Consider the following 18,757-nt stretch of genomic DNA (forward strand, 5'->3'; position numbering starts at 1 on the left):
TTTACAGATCGTATTTCACTTCGTCTACCAGCTTGATCGCTTCTTTGGCATGTTTTGCCACTTCGGCCAGCGGCAGGGTATCGGATTTGAACTCACCCCAGCTCTTCACCAGATCGGATGGTTCCACTCCCGGCTTCACCGGATATTCGTGGTTGGCAGAAGCATAGAGATGCTGAGCCTCATCACCGGCCAGGAACTCCATCAGCTTAAGTGCCGCATCCTTGTTTTTGGCATGTTTGGTCATGGCCACGGCGGAAATGTTCACGTGAGTGCCGCGTCCGTCCTGGTTAGGGAAGTTAATGTGCGCTGACTCAGCCCACGCTTTCTGATCGTCGTTGGTCAGCATCACACCATAGTAATAGCTGTTACCCAGCGCATAATCACACACGCCGTCTTTAATGGCTTTCACCTGATCCCGGTCACCGCCCTGAGGCTTGCGTGCCAGGTTGTCTTTCAGGCCCTGCAGCCAGTTTTTGGTGTATTCACTGCCATGTTCGGCGATCATGGCTGCCGTCAGCGCCACGTTATAAGGGTGCTTGCCACTACGGGTACACAGCTTGCCTTTATACTTGGGATCCGCCAGTTCTTCATAAGTAATGTCATCGCGTGCACCTACCCGGTCCACCGAACTGTAAATGGCACGGGCACGGGTGGTCACGGCAAACCACTTGCCATCGGCATCACGATACTGAGCCGGAATGCTCTCTTCCAGTACCTTGCTTTGCACTGGCTGAGTCAGATCCTTATTCACCACATCCATCAACCGGCTGACATCGACGGTCAGCACCAGATCGGCAGGAGACAAACGACCTTCCCGCTCCAGACGCTCTCCCATCCCGTCTTTCATGAATACCACATTCACGTCGATACCGGTTTCTTCGGTAAAGGTGTCGAGAATCGGCTTGATCAGAAATTCCTGACGGTTGGAGTAAACGTTCACTTCTTCGGCAAAAGCCTGAGCCGTGAAGCTGGACGCCAGCAAAGCGGCGGCGGAGAGAAAAAACGTTTTGGTCATCGTCCGGTTCCATTAGGTTGACTGAGAATAATTAACGTTCAGAAGTATACAGAGGACATAACGGGAATCAACTACCAAAGCGCATTGAAATAAGAAAAATTTTCATCTGCAATACGATCTTTTGCGCCAGATCAAAAAAGAGGAGCACCAGGCTCCTCAAAACAAGACATCGTGTCTCGTGACATCGTTAACGGGGTTTCAGAGTGACAAATTCGGGATAAGCATCAATACCGCAGTCGATAAGGTCCATACCCGACAACTCTTCCTCTTCCCCCACCCGAATGCCCATGGTGCGCTTGAGGCCATACCACACCAGCAGGCTGACACCGAACGACCAGCCCCCAATGACCAGAATGCCTGCAAGCTGGGCCAGGAAGGTGGCGTCAGCGTTGGCCACCGGTACCAGCAGCAGCCCCAGAGTGCCACAGATACCGTGTACCGAGATGGCCCCCACAGGATCATCAATGCACAGCCGATCCAGACCCACAATGGCATACACCACCAGCACACCGGCCAGCAGACCGATAAGCGCCGCCCACAAGTGCCCCGGTGACAGCGGATCCGCCGTAATCGCTACCAGCCCGGCCAGGGCACCGTTCAGGATCATGGTCAGATCAGCCTTGCCCCAGGTCAGTTTAGTGACCAGCAGCGCGCCAATGGCTCCGGTGGCGGCAGCAGCATTGGTGTTAACAAAAATACGGGCGACTGCGGTTGCGTTCTCTACATCCGATACCAGCAGCTGAGACCCACCATTAAAGCCGAACCAGCCCATCCACAGAATAAAGGTCCCCAGCGTCGCCAGTGGCATGTTGGAGCCGGGAATGGGATGAATATCTCCGTTTTTGCCATACTTGCCTTTGCGCGCCCCCAGCAGCAGTACCCCGGCCAGGGCCGCCGCGGCACCGGCCATATGCACGATGCCGGATCCGGCAAAATCGGTGAATCCCCATTCCGACAGAAAGCCTCCGCCCCAGGTCCAGTAGCCCTCAACGGGATAGATAAAGCCGGTCATCACCACGCTGAAGGCAAGAAAGGCCCAGAGTTTCATACGCTCAGCCACGGCTCCGGAGACAATGGACATGGCGGTCGCCACAAACACTACCTGAAAGAAAAAGTCCGACTCCAGCGCATGATCCGCATCGGCGCTGGCGCTGCCGAGTAAACCTCCGAGGCTTGGTAGTACGCCACCCTCCGGATTGTTCACATACATAATGGAGTAACCCACCAGCAGGTACATGGTGCAGGCAATGGCAAACAACAAAATGTTCTTGGTAAGAATTTCGGTGGTGTTTTTGGCCCGTACCAGACCGGCTTCCAACATCGCAAACCCCGCGGCCATCCACATCACCAGCACACCCGACATCAGAAAATAAAACGTGTCGAGGGCAAATTTCACTTCGGTCAGTGCATCCATGACAGCTCTCCCTTAAATGGCATCCAGATCCCGCTCACCGGTACGAATACGCACCGTCTGCTGCAGGTCATATACAAAGATCTTTCCGTCGCCGATTTTTCCGGTACCGGCGGCCTCAATAATGGTTTCAATTACCCGCTCAGCCTCTTCACTCTGAGTAGCGATTTCCAGTTTTATTTTGGGCAGAAAATCCACCTGATATTCGGCACCACGATACAGCTCGGTATGGCCTTTCTGCCGGCCGAATCCTTTTACTTCGCTCACCGTCATGCCATCGATGCCAATGCCGGCAAGCGCCGAGCGTACATCGTCGAGCTTGAAGGGTTTGATAATGGCGCAAATCATTTTCATAGGAGCTCCTCGCGCAGCAAATTTAGGTCACTTAACTCATTACAAGCATCGTGCCAGTTTTTTATTCACCTATATTCAATGACTTATGAAGATGCACATGGATGAAAGCTCAGCCAAAATGTTATGCTGGTGCAATGAAAAAGCAGTTAGCACCAAAACGGTGCGAAGGAAGTGAGCATGCTGGAAATATCCGCCCGGGTGAGCATCCCGGACCATGAGCTGGAGTTTATTACCATGCGGGCTGGCGGCCCGGGGGGCCAGCACGTCAACAAAACCGACTCGGCGGTGCAACTGCGCTTTGACTACGCCAACAGTCCCAGTCTGCCGGACGTTTACAAAGAGGCACTGACCAGCATGAAAGATCACAGAGTATTACCCAGTGGCCTTATTTTGATCAGGGTGGAAAGTGAGCGCAGCCAGCTGATGAACAAGGAAGCCGCAAAAGAGGCACTGACAGCGCTGCTGCAGAAGGCTGGCAAGCCGGTCAAGGTTCGCCGCCCGACCAAACCCAGCAAGGCGGCCAAAGCCAAGCGTACCGACAGCAAAACTCACAGGGGCAAAATCAAAAGCGCAAGAGGGAAAGTGAAGTTTTAAATTAAACCTGCCGTCATCTCCGCGAAGGCGGAGATCCAGAGCGGTTTGCACTGGCCCCCGCCTGCGCGGGGGTGACAAGTGTTACCAGCCTAGCGACCGGTCAGGAATGCCTGCCACTGGGTCAGTAACCGGGCCAGATCATCCAGGCCGCAACCGGCATAATGGGCATCATCGTAGTAGTGCATGCCCTCTTCCAGTTCACCACTGTCGAACGCCAGGCCATGGCCGATCAATTCAGCCTCGCCGTCGCCGAGCGCCAGGGTAAACTCGGCATATTCCTTGCGTACTTCGTCCTGATGGCGGCTGTCGACCGCCTCAATGGCCACCAGTAAGCGCTCAGCTTCGGCGACATCCACCTCGTCGGTCAGCCACTGACCAAAAGCCTCATGCCCCATGTCACAACGGGCGCGGCAGCGGCCGTCCAGATCACGAACAAAATCGAATTCCATGGCCATCTCCCCGGCAGAAAAAAGGCGCATTCTAGCCGTTGCGGCCGGCCCCGGACAAGCCATGTCCTGCACGCCCGGCAAGCACCCGCCACAGCTTGCCGCCGGTAACCCGAAAGGGTCTCAGGATCAGGGTGCTCATGCGCTGGTAACGCAGGTTATCTTTCTCCCCTACCCCGAACTCCAGTGGCTCCGGCTGGTGTCCGGTCACATACAGGGTGCCGAACATCCAGTCCCATAGCGACAGATTAGTACCAAAGTTCAGGCTGAAATGGCGGGGATCCTTGCTGTGATGGATCTGATGCTGAGCCGGGCTGTTAATCAGGTGCTCGATCACAGGACCAAACGACAGCCATACATGACTGTGCCGCAAATTGGCAGCCAATGAATTAAACAGCAGCACCAGGTAACTGACACCAAACAGGGTATACTTGCTCACCTTGCCACCGCTCAGATAAAAGAACAGTCCGGCGAACAACGCCAGCGCCGTACCTTTGCACAACTTTTCGATGAGTTTTTCCACGATATGCACACGGCTGGCGGTGACCGGCACCATCACGGTCGCGGAATGATGCACCTTGTGAAACTCCCACAACCAGCGGCCGTGAAAGGCCCTGTGTACCCAGTAGTGCACAAAGTCCGATACCAGAAACGCGCCCAGGCCATAGGCAAGCATCAGACCGGTGCTTTCACCGTGCCAGGCACGTTCCCCCCACCACTGTGCAAGCGTGGAGCTGACCTCCCCCGAGTGCAGCAGGTACGGATCAAGCCAGTTCAATAACGGCACGATAAGGGCTGCATGTAACAGCACCCGCAGAAAATAGTATTGGTAATCGATGATCGCAGAACGATGCAGCCAGACCCGCCGGCCGCCGAGAAAATGCCCGAAATGGCGGTAATGGCCATCGTTTCGACGACGATACTGCAGATAGGCCACAACCAGGGAAATAGCCAAGAATACCACACCCAGACGGCCATTGAGATCAAACAGCCCGGTAAAACGGTGCCAGAGAGGCAACCATCCCTGGCTGTACAGGACGTCGGCCAGCGCCATCATTTGTTCCATGCCGCCTTGCTCATTTACTCAATCACACAAAGAAGATGGAAGCTTAAAGGAAATTCAGTCTCAGTTCTATTCTTACCATCAATACTGACCCTGCAGTCAAGTGGTTATTATTCATACTAAAGACGAACAAATTTCACTCTTTTATTGTATCCATTTTCTGGTCGTTGCCATGTATATCCAGTATCCTATGCGCCCTTCAGCGCTCTGGTTTTGCACCGGCGCCCAAGAAAAACATAACAAAACCAACACCCGTAGATACATACCGGAAAAAATATGTCCAACACGCAGCAATCTTCACATCAGAGCGATCTGGTGTACCGGCTTCATGACAAGCCGCCGTTTATACAGTCTCTGTTCGCCGCCATTCAACACTTGCTGGCGTTGTTTGTTGCTGTGATTACCCCACCACTGCTTATTTGTCAGGCGCTGGATATTCCTGCAGCCGACACCGCGCACATCATCAGCATGTCGTTGTTTATCACAGGAGTGGCTTCTTTTATCCAAATGAAACGAGTCGGTCCGGTTGGCACCGGCCTGCTGTCCATACAGGGCACCAGCTTTAACTTTCTCGGCCCCATCATTGCCAGTGGCCTGGCCATGAAAGATGGCGGGGTCACCACCGAAGCCATGCTGGCAGCGATTTTCGGCACCGCCTTGCTGGCCGCCCCCACCGAGATGATCATTTCCCGTTTCCTGCATCTGGCCCGGCGTATTATTTCTCCTCTGGTGAGCGGCATTATCGTCACTCTGATCGGCCTGACCCTGATCCAGATTGGCCTCACCTCTATTGGCGGTGGATATAGTGCCATGGCTGCCGGCGAGTTCGGCTCACTGGAAAACCTGGCTCTGGCCGGTACCGTGCTCGGCATTATCATTCTGATGAACCGCAGCCGTAATCCTTATGTACGCCTGTCTTCCATTCTGGTGGCCATGGTTGCCGGTACCCTGCTGGCCTGGCAGATGGGCAAGCTGGCCCCGCTGTCAGACAACCTGCCCACTCTGGCCCTGCCCATCCCCATGCAGTATGGTCTTGGCTTTGATGCTTCCCTGTTCATTCCGCTGGTACTGGTGTACATCATCACCGCACTGGAAGCCATTGGTGATACCACCGCCACGTCGGAAGTTTCCGGTGAACCGGTGTCCGGCCCGGTGTACATGAGCCGCCTTAAGGGCTGTGTGCTGGGTGACGGTGTGAACTCATCACTGGCATCCGTGTTCAATACCTTCCCGGTGTCCACCTTCAGTCAGAACAATGGCGTTATTCAGATGACCGGTGTTGCCAGCCGACACGTGGGCTTTTTTGTTGCCGCCATTCTTGTGGTCATGGGCCTGTTCCCGGCCATTAGCACTCTGGTGCAGCGAATTCCCGAGCCGGTGCTGGGTGGTGCCACCCTGGTGATGTTCGGCTCTATCGCTGCCGCCGGTGTACGCATCCTGTCCCGTGAAACCCTGGATCGTAGAGCACTGTTCATCATTGCCATTTCCTTTGGCGTGGGCCTGGGCATTTCTCAAAAGCCGGATATTCTGCAGTTTATGCCTGATATCATTAAGAATGTGTTTTCCTCTGGTATCTCTGCCGGCGGTATTACGGCCATCGTCATGAACCTGATCATGCCGGAGAACAAGCCGGTAAATGACAGCGCCGCCGAGAACGAAGCTCAGCGGACATAAAAACCGATGAGAAGAGACCGGAAACTGGCGCAGGCCGGCTTCCGGTCTTTTTTATCCGGTAGTCCCTCACCTCACCAGTCACATCGCCCAGCGGCGCAGCAAATTGTGGTACACGCCGGTGAGCTGAACGCTGGCTTCACTGCTGCTACCCAGTTGCTGGTTGATACTCTGAATGCCGGAATCCAGATCAAACAACAGACTGCGCTGGCCGTCGTCCCGTACCATACTCTGAATCCAGAAAAATGAGCTGATGCGCGCACCGCGGGTCACCGGAAGTACCTTGTGCAAGCTGGAAGACGGATACAGAATCAGATCGCCGGCGGGCAATTTGACGCTGTGTGCCCCATAGGTATCTTCAACAACCAGCTCCCCCCCTTCATACTCTTCCGGGTTGCAAAAAAACAGGGTAGCCGACAGATCGGTACGGATACGCTCGCCCGTGGCTTTATTCACGCGCACGGCATTATCCACATGAATGCCAAACGACTGACCGCCCTGATAGCAGTTAAATAACGGCGGGAAGATTTTCTCTGGCAGGGCGGCGGCGACAAACAGTGGATGACAGGACAGAGCGTCGGTAATCATCTTGCCAATCACAGCGGCGGTTTCACTGTCTTCGGGCAATTGCAGATTATGCTTGGCCTGAGCAGACTGAAAGCCGGCAGTAGCATTGCCATCTATCCATTGGGCGGCCAGCAGCCGCTCGCGGCATTCGGCCACCTGCTCGGCGCTGAGTACACCGGGTATATGCAGCATCATGATGAAATTCTCTTTTCGTGATAATGAATAAAGCCCCGTGAGGGGCTTTTGAATTAATAACGTTTACCTGCACCAATATGGTGACCATTGCCGTTTCGCACCATGAAACCAAATAGACAGTCTGCCTCGGACTCCCGTCGCATTTTGTCATTCCCGTGAAAACGGGCATCCAGAACAGAAGTGGACGAAGGTAAACATGGCTCGACCTGTTACATGGAGTCCCGGCCCCTCCTTCGCGGGAATAACGTTTCTGTGCCTGGGTGAAGCGCTGACGATCCGGCCCGACGGGGCTCAATACAACAGACCATGCTTTGGTCAGGCCAGACTTTTCATCAGAACCGGTAGCTGGCAGAGAGCACAGCGGAACGACCATCACCCAGCTCAACAGCCGAGCTGCGGTCATCCGAGCCATCCCTTCCGCGCACGCGCTCAACGTAATCCTCGTCAAACAGGTTATTCACATTCAGCTGCAGACTGAAGGCATCGGTCACCTGATAAGACGCCATGGCATTATGCACCCAGTAGCTGTCGATTTTGGTATCGGAAGTGCCGGTCACAGAGCGGGAACCAACATAGCGGGCACCATATCCCAGCTCTACCCCCGGCAGCACTTCATACGTAGTCCACAGGTTGGCACTGTTTCGCGGCGTGTTCTGCAGCTCCCGGCCAACCGCATCAGGGTTCGTCACCGAGCTCAGGGTTTCACTGTCCAGCAGGGTATAGTTGGCAAACATTTTCCACTGTTCGGTCAGCTTACCGGTCAGTCCCAGTTCCGCACCCTGTACCCGCTGTTCACCGGCGTTATAAAGGACGTTGTTGGCGTCCTTTTCATTCACATTATTTTTATTGACCCGGAACAAGGCTGCATCCAGACCCAGACGGCCATTCATCAGCTCCCACTTGGTGCCCAGCTCCCAGGTTTCGTTTTTCTCCGGAGACAAACTTTCCGCTCCAGGAGCGCCACGCAAAGGAAGGCGGCCAGAGGTGGCCAGCGCTTCGGCAGACGGGTTAAAAGAGGTGCCGTAGGCCAGATAAACACGGCCGTTGTCCGCAGGTTTGTACACGATACCGGCCCTGCCACTGAACATCTGGTCACTGGTTGAGGTGATCTTGTTGTTGCCCTTGGCGGAGGTTTCACCGGAAACCCAGTCATGACGCAGGCCCAGGCTCAGATCCCACTGCGGATGCAGCGTAATGGTATCAAACACATACAGCGCACGGGTATTCAGTTCAGCCTCACTGCCGCCACTGTCCTTGTAATTGGCGGGGCCGGTCCAGGTGCCCGGTGGGTTATACAGATCAAAACCGTTGGCAGGATAATGAGCTCTCAGATTATAGCTGCCAGAAGTGAGATCATACGTTTCCCGGGAGATCTCGCCCCCAACCAGCATGTCATGCTTAAACCGCCCGGTGTCAAACTCAAAGGCGGCACTGGCCTGATTGACCCACAGCTCGGTCCGGACATCTCGGCGATATCCCTGAGGGCCTGCTGGCTGGTAATTCCCGCTGGGTACACCGGTCGTGTTGACGTGAGAGGCCGAAATGGTGGTATCCCGGTCAATCCGGCTGTAGCGGGTCTGGTTTTCAAGGCGAACCGTATCATTCAGCTTGTGTTCAAGTTTAAGCGTCACCGCATCGGACTGGATCTTTTCCTCGTCCAGGTTGCGCCAGCCATAGTAGTTGTCCCGATCCACCCCGGCCAGTACCTTGCCGTCACGGGCCGGCAAGCCGTAGTCCGGCAGGTTATCGTCCTGCTGGTGGAAATAGCTCAGGGTTGCCCGGGTCTGCTCACTCAGACCAATGGTTACTGACGGTGCAATGCCAAAACGCTGACGATCGATATTATTACGGCCGGGAACATCGTTTTCATGCGCCATCAGGTTAATACGGGCGGCACTGTCCACACCGACCCCTTTCAGGGACTGGTTGGCATCCAGAGTCAGCCGGCGGTAGTTGTCGGTGCCCAGGCTGGCCCCTAATTCAGCGAAGTCACGCTGTTTGGGAGTTTTGCTCACCTGGTTGATGGCCCCGCCGGTGGTGCCGGCACCACCAAATACCGAGTTGGGCCCTTTGAGCACTTCTACCTGCTCAATGTTAAAAGTATCGGTGCGGTTGTTCTGACTGCTGTCACGCAGACCGTCAATCTGCATGTTGGAGTTAGCGCTGAAGCCACGGATGTTGATACTGTCACCAGAGCCGCCTCCACCCTCACCCGCAGCAAAGGTAATGCCGGATACGTTTGAAAGTACCTGACGCAAGCTCAGGGCCTGCTGTTCCTTGATCACTTTTTCGGGCACCACGGTTATGGTCTGGGGCGTATCCAGCAGTGGCTTCACGTACTTGGCAGAGGCAGAGGCATCGGTTTTATACTCCTGCTCACGCACATCCTTGACGGTCACGGTATCAAAACGGGTGACCTCCTGCTGCGCAGCGGCGGGCAGAGCCATACCAGCAACGGCCATGCCGACGGCAGAGCCCAGCATGGTTCTGGGAGGAAATGAGGTTGAGCGAATAAAAGTGCGCACTGACAACTCCTTATCGGAATGAGATTATTGTTTATTTATTAACTACAAACACCAAGGCAACTCATTCTCATTTAGTGTTTAATTTAGATCAATAGCGACACTTATTTTTGATGTTATTTGTTCACAATATGAGCCAGCAGGCTCCCTGGCCGGCGCAGACATAAAAAAAGCCAGCCCGAAGGCTGGCTTTTGATGCGTATTGTTCAGTCCGGCTTATACGGCCTGCTGAATGATCACAGTACCGGCTTTTTCAACATAGCTGTCCAGCTCGTCGAAGTTCAGGTAACGGTAGGTGTCGGCAGCAGTAGCGTTCAGCTCCTGGGCGTATTCCAGGTATTCGGCGACGGTCGGCAGCTTGCCGTGAATGGCAGCCACGGCGGCCAGCTCGGCAGAGGCCAGGTACACGTTGGCACCCTTGCCCAGACGGTTGGGGAAGTTACGGGTGGAGGTAGACACCACAGTGGTGTTATCCCCTACTCGTGCCTGGTTACCCATACACAGCGAGCAGCCCGGAATTTCGATACGGGCACCGACCCGGCCGAAAATACCGTAATAACCTTCGGCAGTGAGCTGATCCTTGTCCATCTTGGTCGGCGGTGCCACCCACAGACGGGTCGGCAGCTGGCCCTTGAAGCGATCAAGCAGCTTACCGGCGGCACGGAAGTGACCGATGTTGGTCATACAGGAGCCGATGAAGATTTCATCGATGTTCTCACCGGTCACGTCAGACAGCAGACGGGCATCATCGGGATCGTTAGGTGCACACAGGATCGGCTGTTTGATCTCGCTCATGTCGATTTCCAGCACGTGAGCGTACTCGGCATCGGCATCGGCTTCCATCAGCTCGGGATTGGCCAGCCACTCTTCCATGCCCTTGATGCGGCGCTCCAGGGTACGCTTGTCGCCGTAACCTTCGGCAATCATCCACTTCAGCATCACGATGTTGGAGTTCAGGTACTCGATGATCGGCTCTTTATCCAGCTTGATGGTACAACCGGCGGCGGAGCGCTCGGCGGTGGCATCAGCCAGTTCGAACGCCTGTTCCACTTTCAGCTGGGGCAGACCTTCGATTTCCAGCACCCGGCCGGAGAATTCGTTGATCTTGCCTTCCTTGGCCACGGTCAGCAGACCGTTCTGAATGCCGTAGTAAGGAATGGCGTGTACCAGATCGCGCAGGGTGATGCCGGGCTGCATTTCGCCCTTGAAGCGCACCAGCACGGATTCCGGCATGTCCAGCGGCATCACGCCGGTAGCAGCGGCAAACGCCACCAGACCGGAGCCCGCCGGGAAGGAGATACCGATGGGGAAACGGGTGTGGGAGTCACCGCCGGTACCCACGGTATCGGGCAGCAGCATGCGGTTCAGCCAGGAGTGAATAACGCCGTCGCCCGGACGCAGAGACACACCGCCACGGTTCATGATGAAATCGGGCAGGGTGTGATGGGTGGTCACGTCTACCGGCTTGGGATAAGCAGCGGTGTGACAGAAGGACTGCATGGTCAGGTCGGCGGAGAAGCCCAGACAGGCCAGATCTTTCAGCTCGTCACGGGTCATCGGGCCAGTGGTGTCCTGAGAGCCCACGGTGGTCATTTTCGGCTCGCAGTACTGACCGGGGCGAACGCCGGTCACACCGCAGGCCTTGCCGACCATCTTCTGAGCCAGGGTGTAACCCTTGCCGGAATCGGCTACCGGAGCCGGGCGCTTGAATACATCGGAGGCAGCCAGTCCCAGCGCTTCACGGGCCTTGTCGGTCAGACCGCGGCCGATAATCAGCGGAATACGGCCGCCGGCGCGGACTTCGTCCAGAAGCACGTCGGTCTTCAGTTTGAAGGTGCTGATCACCTCATCGCTGCCGTGACGGCAGATTTTGCCCTCGTAGGGATAGATATCGATCACGTCGCCGGTATTCAGCTTGGTAACGTCACACTCGATGGGCAGGGCGCCGGCATCTTCCATGGTATTGAAAAAGATGGGAGCGATTTTACCGCCGATACAGATGCCGCCGGCACGCTTGTTGGGCACGAACGGAATGTCGTCACCCATGTGCCACAGCACGGAGTTGGTGGCAGACTTACGGCTGGAACCGGTGCCAACCACGTCGCCCACGTAGGCCAGCGGGTAACCTTTTTCCTTCAGCGCTTCAATGGCCTTGATCGGGCCGATCACGCCTTCATCGTCGGGCTCAATGCCGGGACGGGCGTTTTTCAGCATGGCCTGAGCATGCAGCGGAATGTCAGGGCGGGACCAGGCATCCTGAGCCGGCGACAGATCGTCAGTGTTGGTTTCGCCAGGCACCTTGAACACGGTCATGGTGATCTTGTCGGCCAACGGGGCGCGCTCCAGGAACCATTCGGCATCGGCCCAGGACTGCATCACCTGTTTGGCAAATTCGTTACCAGCCTTGGCTTTTTCGTCCACATCGTGGAAAGCGTCAAACATCAGCAGGGTATGGCTCAGGGCCTTAGCGGCAATAGGAGCCAGGGCATTTACGTCCAGCAGCTCGATCAGGGGGGCAATGTTGTAGCCACCCTGCATGGTACCCAGCAGCTCGGTAGCCTGCTCGGCAGATACTACGGGAGAACTCACCTCACCCTTGGCCACGGCGGCAAGAAAACCGGCCTTAACATAGGCAGCTTCGTCAACACCAGGGGGAATGCGGGTAGAAAGGAGTTCGTAGAGGAAGGATTCTTCGCCGGCAGGCGGGTTTTTGAGTAATTCAACCAGGGCGGCAACTTGCTCTGCGTCGAGCGGTTTGGCAACCACTCCCTCTGCGGCACGTTCTTCGACGTGTTTACGATAGGCTTCAAGCACGACTGTATCCTCTTATTATCATTCGCCACCACGGGCGTAAATGTCCTTGGTAGGGGGCTTTGGCGTCGTTTAGACGCCGCAAAAGTATATTAGTTTTAACCCTGAATTAAAATCCGGCCTGCTCGCACTTTGGTCGAATATTTGATTAACGCCATGTTTTGAATGGTATTTCAGTGCATAAACCACAAATTTTAAATTCAACAAACCGTTAACATTAAAAGCTGAACAGGTTGCCAAAATACAGATAAACGCTGCTTTTATCTCCCTCAGCCTGACCAAATGCCAGATAGAGCGGCCCCCAGTTGGTGTCTACACCAACGAAAATGCTGCCAGCGGTGGTCGACTTATCCCAGCCCACATCAGCACCAGAGTTCCATACTCCGCCGCGCTCCAGAGACGCCCCCAGATACACCGGGGAACGGAAGGCACCGAAGTCGTTATCAAGCCACCGGTAGTGATAAAGCAGCCCGGCCAGGCCACTGTAGCGTCCGCTGAGCTGATCACTCTGATAACCGGAAAGGTTGAACAACCCTCCCAGACTGCGGGCAAACACCGGCAGCGGCTGCTCCGCGGTAGAGCCGCCCAGCACCAGTTTGGAAATCAGCGTGTGACGACCGGCATTCCAGGGGCGCAGCCAGTCCAGCTCGTAGTCGAGGCCGGAGACATTTTCCTGTTCACCCTGCCCTTCCAGCCGGTTACGGTAATATCCCAGTGTCAGCTCTGCACTCTCCCCACGGGTAGGGAAAAACACATTGTCCAGGGTGTCGTGGGTCAAGCGCAGGTAAGGCCCGGTCGAAAAGACATCCATCTTGCCTTCCAGATTGCGTGCTTCTATGCTGCCGGCCAGTCCCTGAACCCCGAATGCCAGCTCACTCCAGGGATGGAGGTTGTAGCCCAGCTCACTCAGCAGACTCCAGGTGGCATAGTCAAAGTCCAGGGTGGTCAGCCGGCCAAACTGCTCAAAGCTCTCTTCTCCTGGCTCAACAAAAAAAGTGCGCCGGCGCTTTTCATACTCTCCCCGGACTTTCCAGAACAGGTCGTAATCGGTATCCAGCGGGGTGTAGAATTCGGTCGCCAGCAGCTTGTTGCTGCCCAGCGTCACTTCGGCCAGCCATTCTCCTCCCAGCATATTAATATTGGTGCGTCGAAACTGAGCCCCGATCTCATAACTGGTGCGGCTGGAAAAATCATCCTCCAGCGCAAACTTGAGATCCACAAAGCCCGGACCCCACCCCTTTTCCGTGGTTTGTACCGTCAGTATCTGTTCGCCGTCGCGCTCCTCAATGCGATAGCTGACCTGCTCAAACGCATCCAGGGCATAAAGCCGGCGAACGCCCTGCTCCAGCTCTTCGGTCTGATGAAACTCACCAGGCCTGAGCCCCAGTACATCCCGGATCACGGCTTCATTCAGGCTGGCATTGCCCTCCACTTCCACCTTATCAAGAAATACCGCATCACTGCGCTGCAGCCGGGCACGCCGGTCCAGCTTGTGGTGCTGGTAATCCGCGTACTCCTGCTCGGTTACGGACAACGCCAGCAGCCGGGGCAACATGGCCGTGGCAGCCACTTCTCCCCGGTGAATCGCTTCCGGCATCTGGTTAAAGTCCCCCACCCCGATGCCGGCAATATCCGGGGTGAGCAGCACATCTTCGTCACCAAGCAGGGTCTTTTGCCGTTCGGTACCGGCCCGGGTGAGGTAATTGGTCAGCTGAGTGACCATGGCCAGAGCGCTGTCGAGCTGTTCCCTTGGCAACATCGCATCACCAATGTCGACGGCAATCACCACGTCCGCCCCCAGCTCTTTGGCCACATCTACCGGCAGGTTATTGACCACACCGCCGTCCGCCAGCAATTTGCCGTTCAGATCCACCGGCTGCAGCACCCCGGGTACCGACATAGAGGCCTGCATGGCGGTAGCAAGATGGCCACGCTTCAGCACCACCGGCGTCATGGTTTCCATATCGGTAGCCACCGCCCGGTAAGGGATAGGTAATTGATCGAAGTTCTTCAGCCTTGGAATGGTCAGGGTACTGCGCCGGAGCAAAGCCCCCAGTGACTGGCCCTGGAAAAAACCGCCAGGCAGGCTGAGTTGCCATTTATCATTCAGGCCAATATCGGTACGCAGCAGAAATTCATCATTCTGGCGCTTACGCCGTAATGACAGTTCATCCCGCCCGACCTTGTCCTGATAGCCCTGGTTCCAGTCCAGCGCCAGCAGCTGATGCTCCAGCTCAGCGGCATTCAGGCCCAGCGCATACATGCCCGCCACATAGGCCCCCATGCTGGTACCGGTGACGATATCCACGGGAATGCGGTGCTGCTCCAGCACCCGCAGCACGCCCACATGGGCAGCGCCCTTAGCCCCGCCTCCGCTCAGCACCAGCGCCACCCGCGGGCGCTCGGCCAGGGCCGGCAACGACAATAACAGGGTTAGCAGCAACAAATAACGGCGCATGGCAATCCGGTAACAACGTAGCGAACAGAGCCTACATTGTATGACGCGGAGCAATAAATAGGGAGAGCCCGGCACATTACTGAAGACAGTGACAGACACAGGGCTGCCAGCCCCTTAAATAAAAACGCCCGGCTAACAAGCCGGGCGCACATACTACTGGCAGTAAGAAGAGATTTACTTCTTCTTCTTGGCCTTGGGGTTCGGCATATCGGTGATGGAGCCTTCGAACACTTCGGCAGCCATACCCACAGACTCGTGCAGAGTCGGGTGAGCATGAATGGTCAGCGCGATGTCTTCGGCGTCGGCACCCATTTCGATGGCCAGACCAATTTCACCCAGCAGTTCACCCGCGTTGGTACCGATGGTGGCACCACCCAGTACGCGATGAGTGTCCTTGTCAAAGATCAGCTTGGTCATACCGTAGGAAGAGTCGGACGCAATAGCGCGGCCAGACGCAGCCCAGGGGAAAGAAGCCACTTCAAAGTTCAGGCCTTGTTCCTTGGCTTCCTTCTCGGTCACACCTACCCATGCCACTTCCGGCTCGGTGTAGGCGATGGACGGGATCACTTTCGGATCGAAGTAGTGCTTCATGCCAGCGATAACTTCGGCCGCCACGTGACCTTCGTGCACACCTTTGTGCGCCAGCATCGGCTGACCCACGATGTCGCCGATGGCGTAGATGTGCGGCACATTGGTGCGCAGCTGCTTGTCGACGTTGATGAAACCACGCTCGTCCACGTTAACACCGGCCTTGTCGGCATCCAGGGACTTGCCGTTGGGAGTACGGCCGATGGCCACCAGCACGGCGTCATAAACGTTGGTAACGGTCTCGCCTTTCTTGTCTTCCATGGTGACGTGAATGCCATCATCTTTGGCTTCAACAGCGGTCACCTTGGTTTCCAGCATCAGGTTGAACTTGTTCTTCACCTGCTTGGTGAAGATCCTGATGATGTCTTTGTCGGCAGCCGGGATCACCTGGTCGAACATTTCAACCACGTCGATTTTGGAGCCCAGAGAGTGGTACACGGTACCCATTTCCAGACCGATAATACCGCCACCCATTACCAGCAGCTTCTCGGGCACTTCTTTCAGCTCGAGCGCATCGGTAGAGTCCCACACGCGGGGATCTTCATGGGGAATGAAAGGCAGCTGGATCGGACGTGAACCAGCTGCAATGATGGCGTTGTCGAAGTTGACGGTAGTACTGCCACTCTCGCCTTCCACCACCAGGGTGTTGGCGCCGGTGAACTTGGCGACACCGTTAACCACCTTGACCTTACGCATCTTGGCCATGCCGCCCAGACCCTGGGTCAGCTGACCGATAACCTTTTCTTTGTGCGCGCGGATCTTGTCGATGTCGATCTGCGGCTCACCAAAGGTCACGCCGTGGCTGGCCATGATCTTGGATTCTTCAATCACCTTGGCGATATGCAGCAGTGCCTTGGACGGGATACAACCCACGTTCAGACATACACCGCCCAGAGTGGAATAACGCTCAACGATAACGGTTTCCAGGCCCAGATCGGCGGCACGGAAAGCGGCGGAATAGCCGGCAGGGCCCGCGCCCAGAACCACAACCTGAGCTTTGACTTCTTGACTCATGGTGACCTCAATTATGATTTTTCAGCCCTGTTCAGGCAGTGACGGCCGGAGCACCAGACTCAAGACGGCCACTACGATACAAACGGGCAAAAGTTTACTGTTCTGTTATCAAAAAGAAAGTAAAAAGGCAGGCTTATGCCTGCCTTGTCACATTAAAGGGCCAGACGACGAAGGTCGCTCAGCACCCCACTCAGCATAGTGATGAAACGGGCACCATCGGCACCGTCGATCACCCGGTGGTCATAGGACAGCGCCAGCGGCTGGATCAGGCGAGGCTCAAATTCCTTGCCGTTCCATACCGGCTTGATGCTGGACTTGGACACACCCAGAATGGCCACTTCAGGCGCATTCACGATGGGGGTGAACTGGGTGCCACCGATACCGCCCAGAGACGAGATGGTGAAACAACCCCCCTGCATGTCGGCAGCGGTCAGCTTGCCGGCACGGGCCTTCTTGGAGATTTCTCCCAGCTCGATGGCCAGCTCACGAATGCCTTTCTTGTTAACATCGCGAACAACCGGCACTACCAGACCGTTGGGGGTATCCACCGCCACACCGATATGCACGTATTTCTTCATCACCAGACTCTGGCCGTCTTCCGACAGGGAAGAGCAGAACTTGGGGAAGGCTTCCAGTGCCTTGGCGGCAGCCTTCATGATGAAGATCAGCGGGGAAATCTTGTAACCCAGCTTCTGCTTCTCGGCGATGGCGTTCTCGGTTTTGCGGAACGCTTCCAGCTCGGTGATATCGGTCTCGTCGAACTGGGTCACGTGCGGGATCTTGACCCAGTTGCGGTGCAGGTTCGGACCGGAGATCTTCTGAATACGGGTCAGGGCCACTTCTTCTACTTCACCAAACTTGGCAAAGTCGACCTTCGGCCAGGCCAGCACTTCCAGACCGTTGCCGGCCACGGCAACGCCGGCAGGCTGGCTTTCAACGCGCTTGATGATGCCCTTGACGTAATTTTGTACGTCTTCCTTCAGGATGCGCTGCTTGGGACCGGTCGCGGCAACCTTGGACAGGTCAACACCGAATTCACGGGCCAGGCGGCGAACCACCGGCGTGGCATGCACGTAGGCGTTGTTTTCAACGAACTCGCCCTTGGCAGCAGGAGCAGCAGCGGCGGGCGCGGCAGCAGCCGGGGCAGCCTTGGGCGCAGCCGGAGCGGCGGCAGGAGCCGGGGCAGCAGCGGCAGCCGGCGCGGCGCCAGCCACTTCGAATACCATCACCAGGGAGCCGGTGGAAACCTTGTCACCGGTGGCAACCTTGATTTCCTTGACCACACCGGCGAACGGCGCAGGCACTTCCATGGAGGCCTTGTCGCCTTCCACGGTCAGGATGGACTGTTCGGCTTCAACCTTGTCGCCAACGGCAACCATTACTTCGGTAACTTCAACTTCGTCACCGCCGATGTCGGGCACGTTCACGTCTTTGGCAGCAGCGGCGGCCGGAGCGGCAGCAGCAGCCGGAGCGGCTTCAACCGGGGCAGCGGCAGCCGGGGCGGCACCACCGGCCACTTCAAATACCATGATCAGGGAGCCGGTATTGACCTTGTCACCCACGGCAGTCTTGATCTCGACAACCTTGCCGGCGAACGGCGCAGGTACTTCCATGGAGGCCTTGTCGCCTTCCACGGTGATCAAGGTCTGCTCTTCCTCAACGGTGTCGCCCACGGCCACGGCAATTTCGGTCACTTCAACCTCGTCACCGCCGATGTCCGGCACATTCACTTCTTTCTGCGCGCTGGCAGTCGCAGCCGGAGCGGCGGCGGCAGGAGCTTCGGCCGCCGGGGCCTCAGCCGGGGCGGCAGCGCCGCCCTCTGCTTCGAATACCATGATCAGGCTGCCGGTGTTGACCTTGTCGCCCACGGCAATCTTGATTTCCTTGACCACGCCGGCGGCGGGGGCAGGCACTTCCATGGAGGCTTTGTCGCCTTCCACGGTGATCAGAGACTGTTCTTCCTCAACCTTGTCGCCCACGGCAACCAGGATCTCGGTCACTTCAACCTCGTCCGCGCCGATATCCGGCACCAGAATATCTTTAGACAT

13 protein-coding genes are annotated in these 18,757 nt (G+C 56.4%); 2 read left to right on the forward strand and 11 right to left on the reverse strand.

Translation table 11 applies throughout. From position 1 onward, the window contains the following. Nucleotide 1 precedes the first annotated feature (1 nt). The 3 genes from B6S09_RS04475 to B6S09_RS04485 form a co-directional block, all read right to left on the reverse strand. Nucleotides 2-1,015, reverse strand: a complete 1,014-nt coding sequence (locus B6S09_RS04475; RefSeq protein WP_094277304.1) for a Fe(3+) ABC transporter substrate-binding protein — start codon at nt 1,013-1,015, stop codon at nt 2-4. Nucleotides 1,016-1,202: 187 nt separating this feature from the next. Beyond that, entirely contained in the window at nt 1,203-2,429 is a 1,227-nt protein-coding gene (locus B6S09_RS04480) for an ammonium transporter (RefSeq protein ID WP_094277305.1), read from the reverse strand. A 12-nt stretch (nt 2,430-2,441) separates the two neighbouring features. Continuing rightward, complete coding sequence (locus tag B6S09_RS04485) at nt 2,442-2,780, reverse strand: P-II family nitrogen regulator (RefSeq protein WP_094277306.1); 339 nt, start codon at nt 2,778-2,780, stop codon at nt 2,442-2,444. A 177-nt stretch (nt 2,781-2,957) separates the two neighbouring features. On the opposite strand from B6S09_RS04485, the gene arfB reads away from it, so the two are divergent. Continuing rightward, nucleotides 2,958-3,374, forward strand: coding sequence for an alternative ribosome rescue aminoacyl-tRNA hydrolase ArfB (arfB, locus tag B6S09_RS04490; RefSeq protein ID WP_094277307.1), 417 nt, complete (start codon nt 2,958-2,960; stop codon nt 3,372-3,374). A gap of 89 nt (nt 3,375-3,463) precedes the next feature. Here the strand turns inward: arfB and B6S09_RS04495 are convergent, their stop codons facing one another. Further along, nucleotides 3,464-3,823: a YacL family protein gene (locus tag B6S09_RS04495; protein ID WP_094277470.1), complete on the reverse strand. Its 360-nt coding sequence runs from the start codon at nt 3,821-3,823 to the stop codon at nt 3,464-3,466. A gap of 31 nt (nt 3,824-3,854) precedes the next feature. After that, nucleotides 3,855-4,886: a sterol desaturase family protein gene (locus B6S09_RS04500; RefSeq protein WP_094277308.1), complete on the reverse strand. Its 1,032-nt coding sequence runs from the start codon at nt 4,884-4,886 to the stop codon at nt 3,855-3,857. A gap of 273 nt (nt 4,887-5,159) precedes the next feature. On the opposite strand from B6S09_RS04500, the gene B6S09_RS04505 reads away from it, so the two are divergent. Next, nucleotides 5,160-6,557 (forward strand): uracil-xanthine permease family protein, encoded by a 1,398-nt coding sequence (locus tag B6S09_RS04505; RefSeq protein ID WP_094277309.1) that lies wholly within the window; start codon nt 5,160-5,162, stop codon nt 6,555-6,557. A 78-nt stretch (nt 6,558-6,635) separates the two neighbouring features. On the opposite strand, the gene B6S09_RS04510 is transcribed toward B6S09_RS04505, so the two are convergent. The 6 genes from B6S09_RS04510 to aceF all read right to left on the reverse strand — a co-directional run bounded on the left by B6S09_RS04510 (nt 6,636) and on the right by aceF (nt 18,757). Then, entirely contained in the window at nt 6,636-7,316 is a 681-nt protein-coding gene (locus tag B6S09_RS04510) for a Fe2+-dependent dioxygenase (protein ID WP_094277310.1), read from the reverse strand. A 332-nt stretch (nt 7,317-7,648) separates the two neighbouring features. Then, a complete protein-coding gene (locus B6S09_RS04515; protein WP_094277311.1) occupies nt 7,649-9,841 on the reverse strand; it encodes a TonB-dependent receptor in 2,193 nt (730 codons plus the stop codon). 213 nt (nt 9,842-10,054) lie between these two features. Next, nucleotides 10,055-12,652: a bifunctional aconitate hydratase 2/2-methylisocitrate dehydratase gene (gene acnB, locus B6S09_RS04520; RefSeq protein ID WP_094277312.1), complete on the reverse strand. Its 2,598-nt coding sequence runs from the start codon at nt 12,650-12,652 to the stop codon at nt 10,055-10,057. A 214-nt stretch (nt 12,653-12,866) separates the two neighbouring features. Then, nucleotides 12,867-15,107, reverse strand: a complete 2,241-nt coding sequence (locus B6S09_RS04525; RefSeq protein ID WP_094277313.1) for a patatin-like phospholipase family protein — start codon at nt 15,105-15,107, stop codon at nt 12,867-12,869. Between the two features lie 174 nt (nt 15,108-15,281). After that, on the reverse strand, nt 15,282-16,709 hold the full coding sequence (lpdA, locus tag B6S09_RS04530) for a dihydrolipoyl dehydrogenase (protein ID WP_094277314.1): 1,428 nt from the start codon (nt 16,707-16,709) through the stop codon (nt 15,282-15,284). A 152-nt stretch (nt 16,710-16,861) separates the two neighbouring features. Beyond that, complete coding sequence (aceF, locus tag B6S09_RS04535) at nt 16,862-18,757, reverse strand: pyruvate dehydrogenase complex dihydrolipoyllysine-residue acetyltransferase (protein ID WP_094277315.1); 1,896 nt, start codon at nt 18,755-18,757, stop codon at nt 16,862-16,864.

It is taken from the genome of Oceanimonas baumannii, assembly GCF_002245495.1.
GTDB classification, from domain to species: Bacteria; Pseudomonadota; Gammaproteobacteria; order Enterobacterales; family Aeromonadaceae; genus Oceanimonas; species Oceanimonas baumannii.

Coding starts and splice junctions, on each gene's coding strand:
- B6S09_RS04525 (WP_094277313.1), bottom strand. CDS start 15,107: ATGCGCCGTTATTTGTTGCTGCTAACCCTGTTATTGTCGTTGCCGGCC.
- lpdA (WP_094277314.1), bottom strand. CDS start 16,709: ATGAGTCAAGAAGTCAAAGCTCAGGTTGTGGTTCTGGGCGCGGGCCCT.
- B6S09_RS04480 (WP_094277305.1), bottom strand. CDS start 2,429: ATGGATGCACTGACCGAAGTGAAATTTGCCCTCGACACGTTTTATTTT.
- arfB (WP_094277307.1), top strand. CDS start 2,958: ATGCTGGAAATATCCGCCCGGGTGAGCATCCCGGACCATGAGCTGGAG.
- B6S09_RS04495 (WP_094277470.1), bottom strand. CDS start 3,823: ATGGAATTCGATTTTGTTCGTGATCTGGACGGCCGCTGCCGCGCCCGT.
- B6S09_RS04500 (WP_094277308.1), bottom strand. CDS start 4,886: ATGGAACAAATGATGGCGCTGGCCGACGTCCTGTACAGCCAGGGATGG.
- aceF (WP_094277315.1), bottom strand. CDS start 18,757: ATGTCTAAAGATATTCTGGTGCCGGATATCGGCGCGGACGAGGTTGAA.
- B6S09_RS04485 (WP_094277306.1), bottom strand. CDS start 2,780: ATGAAAATGATTTGCGCCATTATCAAACCCTTCAAGCTCGACGATGTA.
- B6S09_RS04510 (WP_094277310.1), bottom strand. CDS start 7,316: ATGATGCTGCATATACCCGGTGTACTCAGCGCCGAGCAGGTGGCCGAA.
- B6S09_RS04505 (WP_094277309.1), top strand. CDS start 5,160: ATGTCCAACACGCAGCAATCTTCACATCAGAGCGATCTGGTGTACCGG.
- B6S09_RS04475 (WP_094277304.1), bottom strand. CDS start 1,015: ATGACCAAAACGTTTTTTCTCTCCGCCGCCGCTTTGCTGGCGTCCAGC.